Origin of the sequence: Kitasatospora sp. NPDC036755 (assembly GCF_040636595.1) — a bacterium.
Classification (GTDB): domain Bacteria; phylum Actinomycetota; class Actinomycetes; order Streptomycetales; family Streptomycetaceae; genus Kitasatospora.
The window spans coordinates 1-20,617 of record NZ_JBEZUT010000148.1 but is presented as its reverse complement, the minus strand read 5'-3'; the positions used below and the strand labels follow the sequence as shown (position 1 = coordinate 20,617).

At 72.5% G+C, this 20,617-nt stretch carries 22 protein-coding genes; 12 read left to right on the top strand and 10 right to left on the bottom strand.

Features of this window, described 5'->3' with window-relative positions:
• The 3 genes from AB0E96_RS22315 to cobU all read right to left on the bottom strand — a co-directional run.
• Window positions 1-562: adenosylcobinamide-GDP ribazoletransferase (locus AB0E96_RS22315; protein ID WP_359826367.1), on the bottom strand; the 562-nt coding region annotated here is incomplete at its 3' end.
• A 100-nt stretch (window positions 563-662) separates the two neighbouring features.
• Entirely contained in the window at window positions 663-1,787 is a 1,125-nt protein-coding gene (locus tag AB0E96_RS22310) for a nicotinate-nucleotide--dimethylbenzimidazole phosphoribosyltransferase (RefSeq protein WP_359826364.1), read from the bottom strand.
• Between the two features lie 28 nt (window positions 1,788-1,815).
• A complete protein-coding gene (gene cobU / locus AB0E96_RS22305) occupies window positions 1,816-2,415 on the bottom strand; it encodes a bifunctional adenosylcobinamide kinase/adenosylcobinamide-phosphate guanylyltransferase (RefSeq protein ID WP_359826361.1) in 600 nt (199 codons plus the stop codon).
• Between the two features lie 96 nt (window positions 2,416-2,511).
• On the opposite strand from cobU, the gene AB0E96_RS22300 reads away from it, so the two are divergent.
• Window positions 2,512-2,712: a hypothetical protein gene (locus AB0E96_RS22300; protein WP_359826359.1), complete on the top strand. Its 201-nt coding sequence runs from the start codon at window positions 2,512-2,514 to the stop codon at window positions 2,710-2,712.
• 51 nt (window positions 2,713-2,763) lie between these two features.
• Here AB0E96_RS22300 and AB0E96_RS22295 read toward each other — a convergent pair whose 3' ends face one another.
• Complete coding sequence (locus tag AB0E96_RS22295) at window positions 2,764-3,486, bottom strand: methyltransferase domain-containing protein (RefSeq protein WP_359826373.1); 723 nt, start codon at window positions 3,484-3,486, stop codon at window positions 2,764-2,766.
• Window positions 3,487-3,695: 209 nt separating this feature from the next.
• Window positions 3,696-4,295, bottom strand: a complete 600-nt coding sequence (locus tag AB0E96_RS22290; protein WP_359826357.1) for a DUF3043 domain-containing protein — start codon at window positions 4,293-4,295, stop codon at window positions 3,696-3,698.
• Window positions 4,296-4,595: 300 nt separating this feature from the next.
• Here AB0E96_RS22290 and AB0E96_RS22285 point away from each other — a divergent pair, with 300 nt between their 5' ends.
• Both AB0E96_RS22285 and AB0E96_RS22280 read left to right on the top strand, forming a co-directional pair.
• Complete coding sequence (locus AB0E96_RS22285) at window positions 4,596-5,399, top strand: PspA/IM30 family protein (protein WP_359826354.1); 804 nt, start codon at window positions 4,596-4,598, stop codon at window positions 5,397-5,399.
• A gap of 37 nt (window positions 5,400-5,436) precedes the next feature.
• Complete coding sequence (locus AB0E96_RS22280) at window positions 5,437-5,730, top strand: hypothetical protein (RefSeq protein WP_359826351.1); 294 nt, start codon at window positions 5,437-5,439, stop codon at window positions 5,728-5,730.
• Between the two features lie 90 nt (window positions 5,731-5,820).
• Here the strand turns inward: AB0E96_RS22280 and nadA are convergent, their stop codons facing one another.
• Window positions 5,821-7,005, bottom strand: coding sequence for a quinolinate synthase NadA (gene nadA / locus AB0E96_RS22275; RefSeq protein ID WP_359826348.1), 1,185 nt, complete (start codon window positions 7,003-7,005; stop codon window positions 5,821-5,823).
• A gap of 191 nt (window positions 7,006-7,196) precedes the next feature.
• On the opposite strand from nadA, the gene AB0E96_RS22270 reads away from it, so the two are divergent.
• From AB0E96_RS22270 to AB0E96_RS22260, 3 genes are all read left to right on the top strand, one after another.
• A complete protein-coding gene (locus tag AB0E96_RS22270; RefSeq protein WP_359826345.1) occupies window positions 7,197-8,120 on the top strand; it encodes an NADP-dependent oxidoreductase in 924 nt (307 codons plus the stop codon).
• A 136-nt stretch (window positions 8,121-8,256) separates the two neighbouring features.
• Window positions 8,257-8,721 (top strand): Lrp/AsnC family transcriptional regulator, encoded by a 465-nt coding sequence (locus tag AB0E96_RS22265; RefSeq protein WP_359826343.1) that lies wholly within the window; start codon window positions 8,257-8,259, stop codon window positions 8,719-8,721.
• 187 nt (window positions 8,722-8,908) lie between these two features.
• The gene (locus tag AB0E96_RS22260) at window positions 8,909-10,282 is read left to right on the top strand and encodes a pyridoxal-dependent decarboxylase (RefSeq protein ID WP_359826340.1); all 1,374 of its coding nucleotides are present in this window, start codon (window positions 8,909-8,911) and stop codon (window positions 10,280-10,282) included.
• A gap of 88 nt (window positions 10,283-10,370) precedes the next feature.
• Here AB0E96_RS22260 and AB0E96_RS22255 read toward each other — a convergent pair whose 3' ends face one another.
• Window positions 10,371-11,246 (bottom strand): GNAT family N-acetyltransferase, encoded by an 876-nt coding sequence (locus tag AB0E96_RS22255; protein WP_359826339.1) that lies wholly within the window; start codon window positions 11,244-11,246, stop codon window positions 10,371-10,373.
• Window positions 11,247-11,491: 245 nt separating this feature from the next.
• Here AB0E96_RS22255 and erpA point away from each other — a divergent pair, with 245 nt between their 5' ends.
• Window positions 11,492-11,845, top strand: coding sequence for an iron-sulfur cluster insertion protein ErpA (gene erpA / locus AB0E96_RS22250; RefSeq protein WP_359826336.1), 354 nt, complete (start codon window positions 11,492-11,494; stop codon window positions 11,843-11,845).
• A gap of 73 nt (window positions 11,846-11,918) precedes the next feature.
• On the opposite strand, the gene AB0E96_RS22245 is transcribed toward erpA, so the two are convergent.
• Window positions 11,919-12,608, bottom strand: coding sequence for a hypothetical protein (locus AB0E96_RS22245; protein WP_359826333.1), 690 nt, complete (start codon window positions 12,606-12,608; stop codon window positions 11,919-11,921).
• A 145-nt stretch (window positions 12,609-12,753) separates the two neighbouring features.
• The gene (locus tag AB0E96_RS22240; RefSeq protein WP_359826330.1) at window positions 12,754-12,960 is read right to left on the bottom strand and encodes a hypothetical protein; all 207 of its coding nucleotides are present in this window, start codon (window positions 12,958-12,960) and stop codon (window positions 12,754-12,756) included.
• 275 nt (window positions 12,961-13,235) lie between these two features.
• On the opposite strand from AB0E96_RS22240, the gene AB0E96_RS22235 reads away from it, so the two are divergent.
• Entirely contained in the window at window positions 13,236-14,213 is a 978-nt protein-coding gene (locus AB0E96_RS22235) for a carbohydrate kinase family protein (protein WP_359826328.1), read from the top strand.
• A 25-nt stretch (window positions 14,214-14,238) separates the two neighbouring features.
• Here AB0E96_RS22235 and AB0E96_RS22230 read toward each other — a convergent pair whose 3' ends face one another.
• Window positions 14,239-15,633, bottom strand: coding sequence for an aminotransferase class V-fold PLP-dependent enzyme (locus AB0E96_RS22230; protein WP_359826326.1), 1,395 nt, complete (start codon window positions 15,631-15,633; stop codon window positions 14,239-14,241).
• A 369-nt stretch (window positions 15,634-16,002) separates the two neighbouring features.
• Here AB0E96_RS22230 and coxB point away from each other — a divergent pair, with 369 nt between their 5' ends.
• The 4 genes from coxB (at window position 16,003) to AB0E96_RS22210 (ending at window position 20,497) form a co-directional block, all read left to right on the top strand.
• Window positions 16,003-16,857, top strand: coding sequence for a cytochrome c oxidase subunit II (gene coxB, locus AB0E96_RS22225; RefSeq protein ID WP_359826324.1), 855 nt, complete (start codon window positions 16,003-16,005; stop codon window positions 16,855-16,857).
• Between the two features lie 86 nt (window positions 16,858-16,943).
• On the top strand, window positions 16,944-18,629 hold the full coding sequence (ctaD, locus tag AB0E96_RS22220; RefSeq protein WP_359826370.1) for a cytochrome c oxidase subunit I: 1,686 nt from the start codon (window positions 16,944-16,946) through the stop codon (window positions 18,627-18,629).
• Window positions 18,629-19,045 (top strand): cytochrome c oxidase subunit 4, encoded by a 417-nt coding sequence (locus tag AB0E96_RS22215; protein ID WP_359826321.1) that lies wholly within the window; start codon window positions 18,629-18,631, stop codon window positions 19,043-19,045. The genes ctaD and AB0E96_RS22215 overlap by 1 nt, the downstream gene beginning before the upstream one ends.
• A gap of 195 nt (window positions 19,046-19,240) precedes the next feature.
• On the top strand, window positions 19,241-20,497 hold the full coding sequence (locus tag AB0E96_RS22210) for an Ig-like domain-containing protein (protein ID WP_359826319.1): 1,257 nt from the start codon (window positions 19,241-19,243) through the stop codon (window positions 20,495-20,497).
• The last annotated feature ends 120 nt before the right edge of the window (window positions 20,498-20,617 follow it).

Sequence of the window (20,617 nt, the reverse complement as noted above, 5' to 3'; positions counted from 1 at the left end):
GCCGCAGCTCGTCGGCCAGTGGATCCCGTTGGCCGCCGTCTCCGGGTTCAGCTGCTTGAACTCGGGGTCGGTGAAGAGGCAGGTCGGGTTGCCGGGCGGCCGTCGCGGAGGCGAGCACCGCGAGTGCGCCGCGCAGCGGGGAGTGGCCGAACTGTCCGGCCAGCGCGGCCACCTGGGCGAGCAGGACGAGGACCAGGGTCAGTACGCCGAACGGACCGATGTCGGACTGCTTCATGATGCGCAGGGCGTCCTCGGCGGGCTTCCCGCTGCCCAACCCGTCGGCGACGTCCGCCAGGCCGTCCAGGTGCAGTCCCCGGGTCAGCCCGGCGAGCACCGCCACCGCGGCCACCGCGCCGAGGAGACCGCCCGCGCGCCAGGCCACCAGGGCCCCGGCCGCGGCCGCCGCCGCCCCGAGCACCAGCCCGACCGCGGGAGCCGTCACCATCGCCCGGGCCGCCGCGGCCCGGTCCCACCGCTCCACCCGCACCCGCAGCACGGACAGCGTGCCGAACCCGAACCGCAGGCCGTCGGCCCAGGTCGCCCGATCGTCGCGGTCGGCCATGGGTGTCCTCCTCTCACAGCAAGAACGCCCCGGGCCGTGGCCGGCGGGGGCGTTCTTCGGGTCGTCGTGCGGTCACCCGGTGGGGCGGGCCCCGCCGTTGCTACAGCTTGCGCAGCAGGTCCGCCGCCGAGGGCAGCCTCGGCTGCTCCTTGGGGGCGCTCGGCGGCGCGGGGACGAACGGCTTCGGCGCCTCGTCGGCGAGCACGTCCCCCGCGGCCTGGAGCAGCGGCAGCGCCAGCAGCGCGCCGACGCCCTCGCCCATGGTGATTCCCTGGTCCTGCAGCGGTGTCAGGGTCAGCCGGTCGTACGCCTTAGCCTGGGCCGGCTCGCCGCTGGACTGCCCGGCCCGCCACCACTCCGGCGCCCGGAAGGCGATCCGCTGGGCGACCAGCGCGCAGGCCGCCGAGACCACGCCGTCCAGCACCACCGGCAGCCGTCGGACGGCCGCCTGGAGCAGGAAACCGGTGATCGCTGCGAAGTCGGCCCCGCCGGTGGCGCCGAGCAGCGCCAGCTGGTCGCCGAGCACCGGCCGGGCCCGCCGCAGCGAGTCCCGGATGGCGGCGCACTTGACCATCCACACCCGGTCGTCGATCCCGGAGCCGCGTCCGGTGACCGCCGCCGCGTCCGTCCCGCACAGCGCGCCGACCAGCACGCCGGCCACCGTGGTGGCCCCGACCCCGAGGTCGCCGAGCAGCACCAGGTCGGTGCCGGCGTCGGCCTCCTCGTCGGCGACGGCCATGCCGGCCCGGAACGCCCGGACGGTCTCCTGCGCGGTGAGCGCGTCCTCGACGTCGATCCGCCCGGAGCCGCGCCGGATCCGGTGGGCGACCACCTCGTCCGGGAAGTCGGCCGGGTCCGCGTCGACCGCGACGTCGACGACCCGCACCCCGGCGCCGTAGCGCGCGGCCAGCCGGGACACCGGCGCGCTGCCGTCGAGCACGGCCCGCACCCGGGCCGCGGTGCCGCCCCTGGCGGGCATCCGGGAGACCCCGAGCGCCGCCACGCCGTGGTCGGCGGCGAACAGCAGCACCTTGGGGGAGGAGACGGGCAGCACCGGCGAGCGGCCCTGTACGGAGGCCAGCCAGCTGCCCAGCTCCTCCAGCCGGCCGAGCCCGCCGCGCGGCCGGTCGGCCGCCTGCCAGCGCTCGTCGGCGGCCCGCCGGGCGCTCTCGTCGGGGCGCTCGACGAGCGAGGAGAACGTATCGAGATCCACGGTCGTGTCCATCGTCCGGAAGGCTACACGCCGAAGGTGTTCAGTTTGAGGCTGGCTTGACGTCCGGCTTGATGGTGAGCGCCTGGCCGGCCACCACCAGCAGGACCCGCTCCGAGGCGTCCGCCACCGCCATGTTGAGCCGGCCCAGGGTGTCGCGGAAGCGGCGGCCCGCGGCGGTGGCCGGGACGACGCCCATGCCGACCTCGTTGCTCACCGCGACGGCCGTCCGTCCGGTGGCCGCCCAGGCCCGCGCCAGGGCCTCGCAGCGGCGCTGCACGGCGGTCTCCCCGCCGTCCGCCCAGACCTCGTCGTCCCAGGCGCCGCACTCGTCCATCACGGCGGTCAGCCACAGGGCGAGGCAGTCGACCAGCACCGGTGCCGGGTCGGTGGGGTCGGCCAGCACGGCCTCCAGGTCGCAGGTCTCGGCGGTGCGCCAGCTCGTGGGCCGGCGCTCCCGGTGCAGTGCGACCCGCTGGGCCCACTCGGTGTCGCCGTCCCGGGTGCCGCCGGTGGCCACGTACAGGACGTCCGGGTGGCCGGCGAGCAGCTGCTCGGCGCGGGTGGACTTGCCGGAGCGGGCGCCGCCGAGCAGCAGGGTGCGGGGCAGCGGGGGACCGGTGGGCTCGGAGGGGGTCGCCATGCCGCCCATCCTGCCGGATCAGGCATACGGAAGATCGGGCCGGGCAGGCTATGGTGCGCAGCAACACAGGCAGCGTGGTCAGTGGGAGGAGCCGGCATGGTCTGGACGTGGCGGTACGAGAAGGCGGACGGCAGCGCGGTGACGCCCGGGGGCAGCCAGGAGGAGTTCGCCGGCCAGGGGGACGCCGAGACCTGGATCGGGGAGACCTGGAAGCAGCTCGCGGAGGACGGTGTCGACACCGCGGTGCTGCTGGAGGACGACCGGGTCGTCTACGCGATGAGCCTGGGCGAGGAGTAGGCCCGAGGCGTCGGCCGGCCGGGGCGGGGCTTCTGCTCCACCTCGTCCGGCCTACTTCGCCCCGATCACGTGCAGGAGCGCGGCGACCTGCCGGTACGGGTCGGTGCGGCCGGCCCGGTCCTCGGCTTCCAGGAGCTGGGCCAGTTGCCGTCCGTCCACCGGCGGGGCCGCGTCGTCCGGCGCGTTGTCGGTGAAGACCCGCACGCCGTACCAGTGCCGCAGCGGCACCGACACCTCGGAGAGGGTGACGGTGAGGTCGGAGAGGCGGTCGGCCCGCGCGGGCAGGCCGAGCCGGTTGTAGTACCGGTCGCTCTCGAAGGCGTGCAGGGCGGCCCGCCAGTCCCCGGCGGCGGCCGGCCGCAGGGCGAGCGCGTCCCGGTTGCGGACCAGCAGCGAGAGCAGTCCGCCGGGCGCCAGCAGCCGGGCCAGCGAGGCGATCATCGGGTCCGGGTCGGGCAGGTACGTCAGCACGCCGTGGCAGACCACCACGTCGAAGCTGCGCGGGCCGAACCAGCGCCCGCACTGGTGGCCGTCGCCGCTGAGCAGCTGCATCCGGCCGCGGACCTCCGGCGGCTCCTCGCAGAGCGCCTCCTGGGCGACGCCGAGCGCGACCGGGTCCGAGTCGATCCCGGTGACGTAGTGGCCGGCCCTGGCCAGCCGCAGGGCCTGGGTGCCCTGCCCGCAGCCGATGTCGAGGACGCGCTGGGCGCTGCGGCCGGACAGCTGCTCGGCGAGCTGCCGGGAGACGAGCTCCTGGCGGACGAAGTTGCGCAGTCCGCCGAGCCGGGCCGGCCAGACACCGGTGCCGCCCGCGAAGGACCCGCTGCGCGAGGGCAGCCGGCGTTCCTGGGCGATGCGGTCGTGGCCGCCGTCGCCCTGCCCCGGAAACGCGCCCCCCTCTCCGGGTGGCGCTCCGGGAAGTGCGTAGAGGCCGGGCCCCTCCCAGGAAGGCGGGGCCCAGCCGGAGTCGACCGGTTCGGCGGTCAGGGCTTCTCCCCGCGCCGCACCTGCGGCTTGGGCAGGCGCAGCCGGCGCATCTGGAGGGTGCGCATGATGCCGTACGCGACGGCGCCGCGGGTGTTCTGCCCGGCGAAGCGCTCGGCGAGCTGCTTGCGCAGGCCGAGGCCGAGGCGGACGAAGTCCACGATCACGAACACGAAGAACAGCAGGAACAGCAGGGTGGAGAGCAGCTGGATCGTCGGCACCTTGACGATGCTGAGCACCAGGATGACGACGGCGGCCGGGAGGAAGAACTCGGCGAGCGACCAGCGGGAGTCCACGTAGTCACGGGCGAACTTGCGCACCGGGCCCTTGTCGCGGGCCGGCAGGTGGCGCTCGTCGCCGCTCATCAGGGCCTGGCGCTGCTTCTCGCGCTCGGCGCGCATCCGCTCGCGCCCCTGGCGGGCGGCCTCCTTGCGGTCCTTGGGCACGGTCACCCGGGTACGCCGGTTGGCCTCGGCCTCACTGCGCTTGGGGGTGGGGCGGCCCTTCTTGGCCTGCGGGTCGCGGGCCTGGGTCGTCTCGTCCTGCTTCTCCAGCACGGTGGCGGAGGCGGCGGCATCATCTGAACGGCGTCGGAACACACCACCAGCCTACGGGGTGCGACGCGGGTTCCACGGGTGCCCTCGGACCCAAACGCATATCGATACCGCCAGGTCGCCGTCCGACTCGCGTTTCCCCGGGCCTTCCCGTAGGGGATCAGTCGGATGGACGATGGGGGGTATGAGAGGCGGATCCACCCGGGGGAGGAGGAAACGCCATGGTCGGTGTAGCAGTCTTGTTGCAGGCAGGTGCACTGCGGCGACGGGCTCGCTGCACATACACTCGTCGTGTCTGGTAACGAGATAGAGACCGCAGGCCGGAGAAGGGGGCACCCGAGGCCCATGAGCGACGGAATCATGAAGCGTATGGGGCTGATCTTCCGCTCCAAGGCGAACAAGGCCTTGGACCGGGCGGAGGATCCGCGTGAAACGCTCGACTACTCCTACCAGAAGCAGCTCGAGCTGCTGCAGAAGGTACGGCGTGGTGTCGCGGACGTCGCGACCTCGCGCAAGCGCCTCGAACTCCAGCTGACCCAGCTCCAGCAGCAGTCGGCGAAGTACGAGGACCAGGGCCGCAAGGCGCTGTCGCTCGGTCGTGAGGACCTCGCCCGCGAGGCGTTGACCCGCAAGGCCAACATGCAGTCGCAGATCAACGACCTGGAGACGCAGTACCAGCAGCTCCAGGCCGAGGAGGAGAAGCTCACGCTCGCCTCCCAGCGACTTCAGGCCAAGGTGGACGCCTTCCGCACCAAGAAGGAGACCATCAAGGCGACGTACACGGCCGCCCAGGCGCAGACCCGCATCGCCGAGTCCTTCTCCGGGATCTCGGAGGAGATGGGCGACGTCGGCCTGGCGATCCAGCGCGCCGAGGACAAGACGGCCCAGATGCAGGCCCGGGCCGGTGCCATCGACGAGCTGCTCGCCTCCGGCGCGCTCGACGACGCGAGCGGTCTCGGCCGCAAGGACGACATCGAGGCCGAGCTGGAGCGTGTGGCCGGCGGTTCCGACGTCGAGCTGGAGCTGGCCCGGATGAAGGCCGAGCTGTCCGGTCCCTCCTCGGCCGGCCCCGCCGCGATCGAGCAGGGCAGGCAGGACGTCCAGCCGCAGCCGCAGCAGGACACTCCGCGCATCAACTACAACAAGTGATCTGAGCTCGACCCCACGAACCAGGGAGACGCACGGCATGATCATGAGGGTCATGGGTGAAGGGCAGTACGAGGTGGGCGAGGACCACCTGAACCTGCTCAACGAGCTCGACGCCGAGCTCGTCACCGCAGTGGAGTCGGGGGACGAGACGCTCTTCCGCCAGGCCTACGGCAAGCTCATCGACGCGGTGAAGCAGTACGGCACCCCGCTGCCGCTGGATTCGCTGGAACCGTCCGAGCTGATCCTGCCGAGCGCCGACGCGACGATCGACGAGGTCCGCGAGTTGCTGATGGCCGATGGCGAGGGCGTGATCCCGGGCTTCCCCGAGTAGCACCTGCGGCTGCTGCCAGACGAAAGGGCGGGCCCCCTCCGGTGGGAGGGGGCCCGCCCTTCGACTGTCGTCGGCCGGGCCGCGGCGGGGCTACGGCAGGGCCAGCATCCGGTCCAGCGCCGCCTTGGCGTGCTTCTCGGTCTCCGGGTCGACGGTGATCACGTTCGGCACCCGGCCCTCGACCAGCGACTCCAGCGCCCAGACCAGGTGCGGCAGGTCGATCCGGTTCATGGTCGAGCAGAAGCAGACCGTCCGGTCGAGGAAGACGATCTCCTTGTCCGGGTGCGCCTTGGCCAGTCGGCGGACCAGGTTCAGTTCGGTGCCGATGGCCCACTTGGAGCCGGGCTCGGCGGCGTCCAGCGCCTTGATGATGTACTCGGTCGAGCCCACCATGTCGGCGGCCGCGACGACCTCGTGCTTGCACTCGGGGTGCACCAGGACGGTCACGCCGGGGACCCGCTCGCGGACGTCGTTCACCGAGTCCAGGCTGAACCGGCCGTGCACCGAGCAGTGGCCGCGCCAGAGGATCATCTTCGCGTCCCGCAGCTGCTCGGCGGTCAGGCCGCCGTTCGGCTTGTGCGGGTTGTAGACGACGCAGTCGTCCGGGGAGAGGCCCATGTCCCGCACCGCGGTGTTGCGGCCCAGGTGCTGGTCGGGCAGGAAGAGCACCTTCTCTCCCTGCTCGAAGGCCCACTCCAGGGCGCGCTTGGCGTTGGAGGAGGTGCAGATGAGGCCGCCGTGCCGACCGGTGAAGGCCTTGATGTCGGCGGAGGAGTTCATGTACGAGACCGGGACGGTCACGTCGGCTATGCCGGCGTCGGTGAGCGCGTCCCAGCACTCGGCGACCTGCTCGGCGGTGGCCATGTCGGCCATCGAGCAGCCGGCCGCGAGGTCCGGCAGGACGACCTGCTGACGCTCGCTGGTGAGGATGTCCGCGGACTCGGCCATGAAGTGCACGCCGCAGAAGACGATGTACTCGGCCTCGGGGCGGGCCGCCGCGTCGCGGGCGAGCTTGAAGGAGTCGCCGGTGACGTCGGCGAACTCGATCACCTCGTCGCGCTGGTAGTGGTGGCCGAGGATGAAGACGCGGTCGCCGAGCGCGGCCTTGGCGGCGCGGGCGCGCTCGACGAGGTTCGGGTCGGAGGCCGGGGGGAGGTCACCGGGGCACTCGACGCCGCGCTCGCTGTTCGGGTCGGCCTCGCGGCCGAGCAGCAGCAGAGCGAGCGGGGTCGGAGTGGGGTCGACGCCGTGGGTCTCGGTGATGGTGGTGGTCACGGGCGGGTGCCCTTCTGTGCGGCCGAGCTAGCGGTGGGGCCTTTTCGTCTAACTGACGCGATCTATTCTAGTCGCTTAGCGTCAGAGTGACGATGGCCATCCTGTCGATGTGACGAGAACCGCTCGTCGAATCGGATGCTTCCGGGCGTGGCCGAATCGATACTTCGAAGCCTTCGGGTATGGCTGAGCCCATGAAAGCAATCGCGATCAACCGCTACGGCGGCCCCGAGGTGGTCGAGTACACCGACCTGCCCGACCCCAAGGTCGGGCCCGACTCCGTGCTGGTCGAGGTCAGGGCGGCCGGGGTGAACCCGGTGGACTGGAAGGTCCGGGACGGCGCCCTGGACGGCATCCTCGACGCGCACTTCCCGCTGGTCATGGGCTGGGACGCGGCCGGCGTGGTCCGCGCGGTCGGCGGCGGGGTCACCGAGTTCGCCCCGGGCGACGAGGTGTACGGCTACGTCCGCAAGGACGCCGTCGAGCACGGCACCTACGCCGAGCTGGTGTCCGCCCCGGTCCGCACCCTGGCCCGCAAACCGGCCGCGCTGGACTGGGCGCAGTCCGGCGGCCTGCCGCTGGCCGGGCTCACCGCCCTGCAGGGCCTGCGGGCGCTGCGCCTCGCCGAGGGGGAGACCGTCCTGGTGCACGCCGCCGCGGGCGGGGTCGGCCACCTCGCGGTGCAGCTGGCCCGGGCCGCCGGCGCCCGGGTGATCGGCACCGCGGCCGAGCGCAACCACGACTTCCTGCGCGGCCTCGGCGCCGAGCCGGTGGTGTACGGCGAGGGCCTGGCCGACCGGGTCCGCGCGCTCGCCCCCGACGGGGTGGACGCGGCCCTCGACCTGGTCGGCCACGGCGCCGTCCGGGTCTCGGCGGACCTGGTGGCGGATCCCGGCCGGATCGCCTCGGTCGCCGACTTCGGGGTCAAGGCGCTCGGCGGCCACTACGTCTGGGTCCGTCCGGACGCCGGCGACCTCGCCGAGCTGGCCGCGCTCGCCGACGACGGCCGGCTCACCGTCACCGTGGCCTCCACCTTCCCACTGGCCCAGGCCGCCTCCGCCCAGGCGCTCAGCGCCGAGGGCCGCACCCGGGGGAAGATCGTGCTGCTCGTCCCGTGACGGCCTCCCGCCCGTCATCCGTCGGCGGTGAACTCGTCCAGGTCATCCGCCAGAATGGTGAAGAACCGTTTCGGCAGTGGCAGCCGCCGCCGGAGCGCCCCGCCGACCCCCGTACGACCCGTGGAGCCCCTCACCCATGACCAGCAGCCGAGCGCACGAGGTGGTCGGGGCCGACCTGGACGAGACCGACCGGCTCCTGCTCGCCCGGCTCGGCAGCGACGGCCGAGCCTCGTACTCCGAGATCGGCCTGCAGGTGAACCTCTCCGCCACCGCCGTGCGCCGGCGGATCGACCGGCTGCGGGCGCGCGGCGTGGTGCGGGGCTTCACCGTGGTGCTCGACCCCTCCGTGCTGGGCTGGCAGACCGAGGCCTTCGTCGAGGTCTACTGCCGCGAGCGCACCGCCCCCGAGGAGATCCTCGCCAGCCTGCGGCAGTTCCCCGAGGTGATCGCCGCCTGGACGGTCACCGGCGACCCGGACGCCCTGGTGCACCTGCGGGCCGCCGACATGCGCCACCTGGAGGCCGTCATCGAGCGCATCCGGCGCGAGCCCGGCGTGCAGCGCAGCCGCTCCTCGGTGGTGCTCTCCCAGCTCATCGGCTGAGGGCTCCGGGGCGGTACGCAGGAATCCTGCGCGGACCCTCCCCAAGACGCTCGAAACCTGCCTGACCAGCCGCGTTCCGACGCGCGGTGAGGCACCCGCGCTGCCTACGCTGATCACGTCCGGCCGTCGCGGTGAAGCGTCCCGCCGACCGGGCGCCCCCCGACACCCCACGCCGAGAGGGACCGCAGTGTCCGCAGCACCCGACCGCATGCACCGGCCCGACAACGACCTGGTCGACCTGGTCTTCGACTACATGCGGGAGCGGCTGCAGTACGACCCCGTCCCGCTCGACCACCCCGGCGACGGTGAGCACCTGCGCACCCAGCTGGCCGGCCTGCTGAACCAGGACGGCAACAACCCGGTCGACGTGCTCAAGCTGTACGACCACGAGCTGTCCCGGGCGGTCATCTCCGCCGACAGCCCGCGCTACCTGTCCTTCATCCCGTGCGCCCCCACCAAGGCCGCGCTGCTGTTCGACATGGTCGTCTCCTGCGCCTCCCTGCAGGGCATCTCCTGGCTGGAGGCGGCCGGCGCGATCGCCGCCGAGAACCAGGTGCTGCGCCTGATCGCCGACCGCGCGGGCCTCCCGCAGTCGGCCGGCGGCTGCTTCGTCTCCGGCGGCTCGGCCGGCAACCTCTCCGCCCTGGTCGTCGCCCGCGACACCGCCCGCCGCCGGCTCGCGGCCGAGGGCAAGCCGGAGGCCCGGCTGCGGATCGCCGTCGCCGACCAGGTGCACTCCTCGGTCAAGAACACCTTCAACATCATCGGCGTCGAGGCCTTCAAGGTCCCGACCGTGAACCGCCGCTTCACCGGCGAGGCGCTGCGCGCCGCGCTGGCCGCCGACCCGAACCCGGAGACGGTGATCGCCGTCGTCGGCACCGCCGGCACCACCAACGAGGGCATCGTCGACGACCTCAAGGGCCTGGGCGAGGTCGCCCGCGAGCGCGGCCTCTGGTTCCACGTGGACGGCGCCTACGGCGGCGCGGGCCTGTTCGCCCCCTCGGTGCGCGAGCGCTACGACGGCATCGAGCTCGCCGACTCCTTCGTGGTCGACCCGCACAAGTGGCTGTTCGCCCCCTTCGACTGCGCCGCGCTGATCTACCGCAACCCGCAGCTCGCCCGCGCCGTGCACACCCAGGACGCCTCCTACCTGGACGTCCTGCACACCGAGGGCGACGAGTGGAACCCCACCGACTACGCCTACCACCTGACCCGGCGCGCCCGCGGCCTGCCGCTCTGGTTCTCGCTGGCCGTGCACGGCGTCCAGGCCTACACCGACGCCATCGAGGCCGGTCTCACCCTGGCCCGGGAGACCGCGCAGCTGATCCGTGACAGCGAGCACCTGGAGCTGCTGTTCGACCCGCAGCTCTCGGCGGTCTGCTTCAAGCGCACCGGCTGGACGAACGACGACTACTACCGCTGGTCGCAGCAGCTGCTCGCGGACCAGATCGGCTTCGTCACCCCCACCGGCTGGGACGGCGAGACGGTCGCCCGCTTCGCCTTCCTGCACCCGGGCACCACCATGGAGATGGTCCGGGAGATCCTGGACACCATGGCCTGATCCCGCCTCCGTCACGGCCCCGTCGGCACTCCGGCGGGGCCGTACGCGTGCCCGCGCACCCGCGCACCCACCCGCGTGCCCGGGCGCCTCACAGGAAGGCCCCGCTCGGCAGGTACGGCGCCGGCGGCCGCATCCCGCGCACCCCGACGAACCCGCCGGCCCGCGGCGTCAGCCCGACCTCCAGACCGACGTCCAGGGCCCACTCCTGCTCCGCGGTCAGGTGCTCCACCCGCGCCTCGACCCCCTCCGGCACCCGGGCCAGCGCCTCGCGCAGCAGCCGGGCGGCGATCCGCTTGCTGGTGGCCGCGAGCAGCCGCACCACGCCGCCGTCCCGGTAGCAGTAGCCGCTGCCGACCAGCGAGTCGGCGATCAGCAGCTCCTCGAAGTGGCCCAGCATCAGCGCGTGGTCCGGCCCGTGCGCGGACCCGCGCAGCCGCCGGTCCACCGAGTCCAGCAGGTGCAGATGGCCGGCGTTGCCCGGGTGCACCGGGACGTCCCCGGGATCGAGCAGCCCGTCCCGGTCCACCCGCCCGGTCAGCCGCATCGCCGGGTGCAGGGTGAACCCGGCCAGCCGGTAGCGACGGGCCGCGGCCGGGGAGTCCGCGGCGCAGACCATCCCGCGCAGGCAGCCCCGGGAGTGCGTGGCCGCCTGTTCCAGCAGCAGCCGCCCGACCCCCTTGCCCTGTGCGGACGGCCGGACGGCGTACAGCGAGGGCGCCCACAGGCCCTCCCGCCGGATCGACAGCACCGCCCCGACCGGCTCGCCGTCGACCGTGGCCAGCCAGCAGCCCCCGGGGTCGGTGCGCGCCAGGTGCCTGGTCCGGGCCAGCCGCAGGGGCGACGGCCCCGGCGCGGCACCGGACGGGGTGGCACCGGCCGGGCCGGCACCGGCGAACGCGGCGTCGGCGAGTTCCCGGACGACCTCCGCGTCCGCGGCGGTGTCCCTGACCGGGCGAAGGATCATGAGGACCATCCTGTCGTCCCGCGGGCCGCCGCGGGGCCGGTTCACCCGGATCCAGCCCTCGGGCGGTGACCCTCCCTCCGGGGGTGTGCGAGCATGGGGAACGTAGGGGACGCGGGTGGCCCACCCGGCCCACGGAAATCCAGCCGCGAACAGACCACAGAAATCCATCGCCGTCCGGGAAATGAAACCGGACGGCCGTTGGTTGGCACTGGCGGCAGACCGTCGTCAAGACCGGGAGAAAGCAGATGACCGTCCAGGACGAGACCACCGTCGAGAGTGGCATCCTCCTCACCGAGGCCGCCGCGGCCAAGGTCAAGGCCCTGCTGGAGCAGGAGGGCCGCGAGGACCTCGCGCTGCGCGTCGCCGTCCAGCCCGGTGGCTGCTCCGGCCTGCGTTACCAGCTGTTCTTCGACGAGCGCTCGCTCGACGGCGACGTGATCAAGGACTTCAACGGTGTCAAGGTCGTCACCGACCGGATGAGCGCCCCGTACCTGGGCGGCGCCACCGTCGACTTCGTCGACACCATCGAGAAGCAGGGCTTCACCATCGACAACCCGAACGCCACCGGCTCCTGCGCCTGCGGCGACTCGTTCAGCTAGGCCCGCTGCGGAAAGGCGGCCCCGGGGTCACCCCGGGGCCGCCTTTCCGTTGTCGCCTCCGCCCGTGGCGCGCCTACTGCCCGGCGATGTCCGGGGCGACCGGGTCCGGCCCGATGTGCGGGTCGCCCTCCACCGGAACCTCCTGGCCGCTCGTCCGGTCGACGACGGTCCGTCCGGCCAGCGGCGAGCGCAGGTCGGTGGACACCGACTGCCGCTTGGCCAGCGCGTTGCACACCTGCCCCGGCTGGACGGTCGGCTTGCCCGGCACGACCAGCACGTCCACCCGGCCCGGCTGCGACTCGTCCGCCTTCAGCGCGTACGTGGTGCAGACCCCGCCGAAGAAGTAGACGGTCAGCTTGGTGGTGCCGTCCACCCGGTAGCCGACCGGCGGGCGGACGGGCGCGCCGGAACCGTTCGGGTTCGGCTCGCCCGCCGCGATCCCGTTGCCCGGGGGAGTGGCCGGGGCCGGCTGCCCGGGCGCGGGCGAGGCCGGGGTGGGCGCCCAGCCGGTCGGCGGCTGGGCCGGCTGCCCGGCATCGGAGGGGCTCCCCGACGGAGCCGCCGGGGCCGGGCTCGCGGAGTCCGCCGGGGCCTGCGGGGAGGCGCTCGCCGAGGCCGAGGCGGCGGCCGCACCGCTCGCCGCCGCGTCCGAGGCGGGCTTGGCGCCCCCGTCGCAGCCGGCCACCGTCACCACCACCGCCAGGGCCAGACCCGCCAGGGTCGCCGTCCGCCGACCGCGCCGGGGCATCGTCTCCAGATCCATCTGCACATCCTCCCGAGGGCTCAGCGGGGCCGCCCGCTCGGCCGCTCCGCGCGGATGTGACGTGCTCCGGTCGGATCCGGTTCCGTACCGGTCGGATCCGGATCCACCACCGGCGGGATCCGGTCCGATCCCGTCCGGCGCGGGATCAGAAGCCGTACTCGGCCATTCCGGCGACCACCCGCCGCGCCCCGGAGGAGACCCGGACGCCGGTCGGCACGGGGGCGGCGGGCTGCGGACCGGCCGCGACCTGCGGCCAGAACCGGCGCAGCCGCCGGGAGGAGTCCACCAGGGCGTCGAGCGTCTCGGCGTCCTCGGCCCGCGGGGCGGGCGGGGCACAGGGGTCGGTCGTCATGGGGCACCGCTCCGATCCAGAGCCGCGGCCACACTGCCGCGGTCGGCGACGGGGCCCGCGCGACGGGCCCTCCACGGCCGACCCTAGGCAGGGCTCCGGCCGCCCACCAGTGCTACCGGGAGGTAGTACACAATCGAGGGCGAAGGGTGTCACCATGGCCGAGGGGCGGCGGCAACTTGCGGCACCCTTGCTGGGGGCTCCCCGGGGCCGGGTACCGTGGGTGGGTTCGTCCCCGCCTGCCCGCTGGCCCCGCAGCCATCCTGAGGAGACCTCCCGTGCGTATCGCCGTCGCCGGCTCGATCGCCACCGACCACCTGATGACGTTCCCCGGTCGGTTCGCCGACCAGCTCGTCGCCGAGCAGTTGCACACCGTGTCGCTGTCCTTCCTGGTCGACGCCCTGGACATCCGCCGCGGCGGCGTCGCGCCGAACATCGCCTTCGGCATGGGCGTGCTCGGCCTGAGCCCGATCCTGGTCGGCGCCGCCGGCGCGGACTTCGCGGAGTACCGCAGCTGGCTGGAGCGCAACGGCGTGGACTGCGACTCCGTCCACATCTCCGAGACCCGCCACACCGCGCGCTTCATGTGCACCACGGACGAGGACCACAACCAGATCGCGTCGTTCTACACCGGCGCCATGGCCGAGGCCCGCAACATCGAGCTGAAGCCGATCGCCGACCGCGTCGGCGGCCTGGACCTCGTCCTGATCGGCGCCGACGACCCGCAGGGCATGGTGCGCCACACCCAGGAGTGCCGCACCCGCGGCTACGCCTTCGCCGCCGACCCGTCCCAGCAGCTGGCCCGCCTGGAGGGCGAGGACATCCGCGAGATCGTCGACGGCGCCGCGTACCTCTTCACCAACGAGTACGAGGCCGCCCTGATCGAGACCAAGACCGGCTGGGGCTCCGAGGAGCTGCTCACCCGCGTCGGCACCCGGGTCACCACCCTGGGCAGCAAGGGCGTCCGGATCGAGCGCAAGGGCGAGGCCCCGATCCTGGTCGGCTGCGCCAAGGAGGAGTCGAAGGTCGACCCGACCGGCGTCGGCGACGCCTTCCGGGCCGGCTTCCTGGCGGGCCTGTCCTGGGACCTCGACCTGGAGCGCGCCGCCCAGCTCGGCTGCATGCTCGCCACCCTGGTGATCGAGACCGTCGGCACCCAGGAGTACGAGCTGCGCCCGGCCTCCTTCCTGAAGCGCTTCGAGGAGGCCTACGGCGCCGAGGCGGCCACCGAGATCAGCGCCCGCCTGGTCAAGTAGTCCGCCCCGTCCCGCGCCGCTCCGTTCAGGAGCGGCGCACCACGAGGTAGGCCGAGCCCCGGTCGCCGCCGTACTCGGCGGCCGGGGCCTCGCCCGCGTACTCCTGCCCGCGCATCCCGCACCAGGCCGGGATGTCCAACCGGGCCGCCTCGTCGTCCGCCAGCACGGCGACCGTGCCGCCGGGCGGCACCTCGCCGATCCGCTTCGCCAGCTCGATCACCGGCAGCGGGCAGCGCTTGCCCAGCGCGTCGATGACCAGCGAGGACTCCGTGGCGGGCGCCCCCGGCGCCGGCAGGTCCAGCCCGAGCGGCGCCCGGACCCCGGCCACCAGGTCCGGCAGCACCGCCAGGAAGCGCTCCACGTCGGCCTCGGCCGCCCCGTACGGGAGCGAGATCCGGACGTTCCCCTCGGTGAGCACCCCCATCGCCGCCAGCACATGGCTGGGCGTCAGCGTGGACGAGGTGCAGGAGGAGCCGGAGGACACCGCGAAGCCCGCCCGGTCCAGCTCGGTCAGCAGCACCTCCCCGTCCACGTACAGGCAGGAGAAGGTGACGATGTGCGGCAGCCGCCGCACCGGGTCGCCGACCACCTCGACCTCGGGCACCAGCCGCGGCACCCTGGTGCGGATCCGCTCCACCAGCGCGTGCAGCCGGGCGTTCTCCTGTTCGGCCTCGGCCCGTACGGCGCGCAGCGAGGCGGCCGCGGCCACGATCGCCGGGACGTTGACGTAGCCGGGCACCCGGCCGCCCTCGCGCTCGTCGGCCGGCAGCGGGGAGGCGTACCGGACGCCCTTGCGCACCGCCAGCACCCCGACCCCGGCCGGGCCGCCCCACTTGTGGGCGCTCGCGGTCAGCAGCGACCAGCCCGCGGGGACGTCCACCCGCCCGGCGCTCTGCGCCGCGTCCACCAGCAGCGGGACGCCGGCCCCGGCGCACAGCGCGGCGACCTCGCCGACCGGCTGCACCGTCCCGACCTCGTGGTTGGCGCTCTGCAGCGCGGCCAGCGCGGTGTCCGGCCGCAGCAGCGCGGCGAACGCCTCCGGCTCGACCCGGCCGCCCCGGTCCACCGGGGCCACCGACACCTCGCCCCCGCCGGCCGCGTGCCGCTCGGCGACGTGCAGCACGCTGGAGTGCTCCACCGCGGAGTGGGTGAAGTGCCCGCCGCGCCGCCGGTTCCCGGCCAGGGCGCCCAGCAGGCCGAGCTGGACGGCCTGGGTGCCGCTCGCGGTGAAGGAGATCTCGTCCGCCCGCGCGCCCAGCACCGCGGCCACCGTCTCGCGGGCGGCGTCCAGCAGCATCCGGGCCTGCCGGCCGGAGCGGTACAGCCGGGCCGGATCGGCCCAGCCCTCGTCCAGGGCGGCGGTCAGCGCCTGCCGGGCGACGGGGTGCAGGGGGGCCGTCGAGGCTGCGTCGAAGTACACGGTCACATTTAACGACACACCCGGGCCGGGAACCGGTAGAGTCGGGCGGCTCACCCGCCGTCAGTCGATCACCCCGAATGTCCGCTTCGTCCGCGCCCGACGGGCCGTCACGGATGTCGCCCGAGGTCATCCCCCGATCGGGCGTACGGACCTCGAATGCCTGCGATGACCTGCGACGCAGCCCCTACCGGGCCTGATCGGGCTACCGGGCGGCGCGTTACCGGGGGCTGCCCGTCAGGAGCGCATAAGGCTGGAGTAGGGTTTGGCCCGCATAAGCATTCAAACCGTGCCCGTGGACGGGTCGCCGGGGAGGCTCACACTCCTCCCCGGGGCGACGCGAAGGCGGGCGAGACTTCGGGAAGGCGCTACGTGAGTCCCAACGGCTCCGACCGCTCGCCGCGGCGCACGATGCGGCGGAAGCTGCCTCAGGCGCTGGCACTGGGCCTCGTCATCGCGACCGCCACCGGCTGCTCGGCCAACGACCTCCCCAGGCTTGGCCTCCCGAGCCCCGTCACCAAGGAAGGGCCCATGGTCCTTCAGATGTGGCAGGGCTCCTGGATCGCGGCGCTGGTGGTCGGCGTACTGATGTGGGGTCTGATCATCTGGAGCGTGATCTTCCACCGGCGCAAGCGCACCGGCGTGGAGATCCCCCCGCAGACCCGGTACAACGTGCCCATCGAGGCGCTCTACACCGCGGTCCCCATCATCATCGTCTCGGTCCTCTTCTACTTCGTCGCCCGCGACGAGTCGAAGCTGACGGCCACCTCCGAGAAGCCGCAGCACTACGTCAACGTGGTCGGCTTCCAGTGGAGCTGGGCGTTCAACTACGAGAACACCGAGACCCCTGACCCGGCCAACAAGGACGCCGCGTACGACGTCGGCACGCCCAAGGAGGTTCCGACCCTCTGGCTGCCGGTCAACGAGACGGTGCAGTTCCGTCTCACCTCGCGTGACGTCATCCACGACTTCTGGCCCGTCAACTTCATGATGAAGATGGACGTCGTCCCGGGCGTGGTGAACAAGTTCGAGGTCACCCCGACCGTCAAGGGCGAGTACATGGGCAAGTGCGCCGAGCTCTGCGGCGTCGACCACTCGCGCATGCTGTTCAACGTCAAGGTCGTCGACCGCGCCGACTACGACAAGCACCTGGCCGACCTTCGCGCCAAGGGCCAGAACGGCTGGGTGCCCTCCGGCCTCATCGGCATGGGAAGTGAAGAGAAGTGACCATCCTCAACGAGCCCGCCGCGGCCGGCGGGGGCGCCGGTGCCGTCACGGTCGGGGCGCAGCGGACCCGGAAGCCGGGTTCGACCATCATCAAGTGGCTGACCACCACTGACCACAAGACGATCGGCACGCTGTACCTGGGCACGTCGTTCGCCTTCTTCCTGATCGGTGGCATCCTCGCCCTGGTCATGCGCGCCGAGCTGGCTCGTCCCGGGACCCAGATCCTGTCGAACGAGCAGTTCAACCAGGCGTTCACGATGCACGGCACGATCATGCTGCTGATGTTCGCGACGCCGCTCTTCGCCGGCTTCGCGAACTGGATCATGCCGCTCCAGATCGGCGCTCCGGACGTGGCGTTCCCGCGTCTGAACATGTTCGCGTACTGGCTGTACCTCTTCGGTTCGACCATCGCGGTGGCGGGCTTCGTCACCCCGAACGGCGCCGCCGACTTCGGCTGGTTCGCCTACTCCCCGCTGTCGGACGCCGTGCACTCGCCCGGCATCGGCGGCGACATGTGGATCATGGGTCTGGCCTTCTCCGGCTTCGGCACGATCCTCGGTGCGGTCAACTTCATCACCACGATCATCTGCATGCGCGCCCCGGGCATGACGATGTTCCGGATGTCGATCTTCGTCTGGAACGTCCTGCTGACCTCGGTGCTGGTCCTGCTGGCGTTCCCGGTGCTGGCCGCCGCGCTGTTCGCCCTGGAGGCGGACCGCAAGTTCGGTGCCCACGTCTTCGACCCGGCCAACGGCGGGGCGATGCTCTGGCAGCACCTGTTCTGGTTCTTCGGCCACCCCGAGGTGTACATCATCGCGCTGCCGTTCTTCGGCATCGTGTCGGAGATCATCCCGGTCTTCAGCCGCAAGCCGATGTTCGGCTACTCCGGCCTGATCGCGGCCACCATCGCGATCGCCGGTCTGTCCGTGACGGTGTGGGCCCACCACATGTACGTCACCGGACAGGTACTGCTGCCGTTCTTCTCGTTCATGACCTTCCTGATCGCGGTCCCGACCGGTGTGAAGTTCTTCAACTGGGTCGGCACCATGTGGAAGGGCTCGCTGAGCTTCGAGACCCCGATGCTCTGGACGGTCGGCTTCCTGGTCACCTTCCTCTTCGGTGGTCTGACCGGTGTTCTGCTGGCCTCCCCGCCGATCGACTTCCACGTCTCGGACTCGTACTTCGTCGTCGCCCACTTCCACTACGTGGTCTTCGGCACCGTCGTCTTCGCGATGTTCGCCGGCTTCCACTTCTGGTGGCCGAAGATGACCGGCAAGATGCTGGACGAGCGCCTCGGCAAGATCACCTTCTGGACGCTGTTCTTCGGCTTCCACACCACCTTCCTGGTGCAGCACTGGCTCGGCGCGGAGGGCATGCCCCGCCGCTACGCCGACTACCTGGCCGCGGACGGCTTCACCACCCTGAACACCGTCTCGACCATCGGCTCCTTCGTGCTCGGCCTGTCGATCCTGCCGTTCCTCTACAACGTCTGGAAGACCGCCAAGTACGGCGAGAAGGTCACCGTGGACGACCCGTGGGGCTTCGGCCGCTCGCTGGAGTGGGCGACCTCCTGCCCGCCGCCGCGGCACAACTTCCTCACCCTCCCGCGGATCCGCTCCGAATCCCCGGCCTTCGACCTCCACCACCCGGAGATCGCCGCGCTGGACTACCTGGAGAACCACGGTGAGCCGGCCAAGCACCTCGCCGGTGTGACCCCGGCGAAGTACGACGCCCCGAAGCTGGGCAAGGGCAACAAGGAGGGCGACGCCTGATGAAGGAACAGGGAAAGATCTTCCTGGGCCTGTCGGTCTTCGTGCTGGCCATGGCCGTGACCTACGGCCTGTGGACCAACCACTCGGAGCGTGGCGTCGAGGCCGCCGGTACCACCGCGCTGTTCCTGGCCTTCGGCCTCTGCGCGTTCATCGGGTACTACCTCGCCTTCACCGCCCGCCGGGTGGACAGCGGCGCGGGTGACAACCCCGAGGCCGAGGTCGTGGACGACTCCGGCGAGCTGGGCTTCTTCGCCCCGCACAGCTGGCAGCCGCTCTCGCTGGCGCTCGGTGGCGCCCTCGCCTTCCTGGGCGTGATCTTCGGCTGGTGGCTGATGTTCTGGGCCGCTCCGATCATCATGATCGGCATCTTCGGATGGGTCTTCGAGTTCTACCGGGGCGAGAACCAGAACCAGTAGGGTTCCCGCTTTCCGGCACCAGGGCCGGTCCTCCCGCAGGGGAGGGCCGGCCCTGCTGCGTTCCCCGCGCGCCCCCGCTGCGTCCCCTGGCCGACGGCTGTCACTCCGGCGGGTGAAGCGGAAGTCCCTCGGATGTCGCTTCACCGGGGGCGTTCCTACGATCTGATCAATCGTGCGAAATCTTCGGAGGCGGCCATGGCCGACAGACGCGGAATCGCAGCTCTCGGCGGCATCTCGCTGGCCCTCGCGGCGCTGGCCCCGCTGACCGCCTGCACGGCCCGGGAGGACGGCCCCGTCGGACCGCACCGGATCGACGCGGCCCAGCTGGTCCGCCTCTCGGCGGAGGGCAAGGCCGACCCCTCCCAGCCGGTCACCGTGACCGCCGTCCAGGACAGCCGGCTCACCGACGTCACCGTGGTCGACCCGGACGGCCGGACGGTCGCCGGGAAGCTCGCCGAGGACCAGCGCAGCTGGCAGACCACCGGTCGGCTGAAGGCCGGCACCGCGTACACCGTGCGGATCTCCGCCGACGACGGCAAGGGCGGCCGCGGCGACACCACGGCGAGCTTCAGCACCGTCGACGCCCAGCGCCTGCTCACCGCCAAGCTCGGCCCGGACTCCTCCGGCAGCGGCGTCTACGGGGTGGGCCAGCCGCTCACCGTGGAGCTCTCCGAGGCGGTGAAGGACCCCCAGGCCCGCCAGGAGGTCGAGCGGGTCCTGACCGTCGGCTCCCAGCCCGCCGTCACCGGCGCCTGGTACTGGGTGGACGACAAGAACCTGCACTTCCGCCCGGAGGACTACTGGCCGGCCGGGACGACCGTCACGCTGGCCTTCGACGGCACCGGCAGCCGGATCTCCGACGGCCTGTACGGCGGGGACCGCAGCTCGCTGAAGCTGCGGATCGGCGAGCGGGTGGAGTCGGTGATCGACGCGGCCTCCCACGAGCTCACCCTGAAGCGCGACGGCGAGGTGCTGCGGAGCATCCCGGTCACCACCGGCAAGCCCGGCTTCGACACCCGCAACGGCGTCAAGGTGGTGCTGGGCCAGGAGCGGTCGGTCCGGATGAACGGCGAGACCATCGGGATAGCCGCGGGCAGCACGGAGGCGTACGACCTCGACGTGAAGTGGGCCACCCGGGTGACCTGGAGCGGCGAGTACGTCCACGCGGCGCCCTGGTCGGTCGGCGCGCAGGGCATCGAGAACGTCAGCCACGGCTGTACGGGCATGAGCACCGACAACGCCGAGTGGTTCTACGAGCACACCCGGGTGGGCGACCTGGTGACGGTGGTGAACAGCCGCGGCGGCGCGATGGAGTCCTTCGGCAACGGCTTCGGGGACTGGAACATCGACTGGACGGAGTGGGTCAAGCACAGCGCCTCCGGACAGCCCGTCAGCACCACCGCACCGGCCTCCCAGGCCGCGGCCGCGGGGATGATCCGCCCGGAGCTCTAGGAGCCCGCAGGAGGCCCTCTAGCCCCAATGCCGGTGACTTTAAGTGGTGCTACGCGGGGTGATGGTGGGTGCTACGGGTTGTGGTGGTGGCCAGTTGCGGTGCTGGGCCCGTTTGAGGGG

Bases quoted from the DNA above. Each gene is read 5' to 3' on its own strand.
- AB0E96_RS22310 (WP_359826364.1), bottom strand. From the start codon at position 1,787: ATGGACACGACCGTGGATCTCGATACGTTCTCCTCGCTCGTCGAGCGC.
- cobU (WP_359826361.1), bottom strand. From the start codon at position 2,415: ATGGCGACCCCCTCCGAGCCCACCGGTCCCCCGCTGCCCCGCACCCTG.
- AB0E96_RS22300 (WP_359826359.1), top strand. From the start codon at position 2,512: ATGGTCTGGACGTGGCGGTACGAGAAGGCGGACGGCAGCGCGGTGACG.
- AB0E96_RS22285 (WP_359826354.1), top strand. From the start codon at position 4,596: ATGAGCGACGGAATCATGAAGCGTATGGGGCTGATCTTCCGCTCCAAG.
- AB0E96_RS22280 (WP_359826351.1), top strand. From the start codon at position 5,437: ATGATCATGAGGGTCATGGGTGAAGGGCAGTACGAGGTGGGCGAGGAC.
- AB0E96_RS22270 (WP_359826345.1), top strand. From the start codon at position 7,197: ATGAAAGCAATCGCGATCAACCGCTACGGCGGCCCCGAGGTGGTCGAG.
- AB0E96_RS22265 (WP_359826343.1), top strand. From the start codon at position 8,257: ATGACCAGCAGCCGAGCGCACGAGGTGGTCGGGGCCGACCTGGACGAG.
- AB0E96_RS22255 (WP_359826339.1), bottom strand. From the start codon at position 11,246: ATGATCCTTCGCCCGGTCAGGGACACCGCCGCGGACGCGGAGGTCGTC.
- erpA (WP_359826336.1), top strand. From the start codon at position 11,492: ATGACCGTCCAGGACGAGACCACCGTCGAGAGTGGCATCCTCCTCACC.
- AB0E96_RS22245 (WP_359826333.1), bottom strand. From the start codon at position 12,608: ATGGATCTGGAGACGATGCCCCGGCGCGGTCGGCGGACGGCGACCCTG.
- AB0E96_RS22240 (WP_359826330.1), bottom strand. From the start codon at position 12,960: ATGACGACCGACCCCTGTGCCCCGCCCGCCCCGCGGGCCGAGGACGCC.
- AB0E96_RS22215 (WP_359826321.1), top strand. From the start codon at position 18,629: ATGAAGGAACAGGGAAAGATCTTCCTGGGCCTGTCGGTCTTCGTGCTG.
- AB0E96_RS22210 (WP_359826319.1), top strand. From the start codon at position 19,241: ATGGCCGACAGACGCGGAATCGCAGCTCTCGGCGGCATCTCGCTGGCC.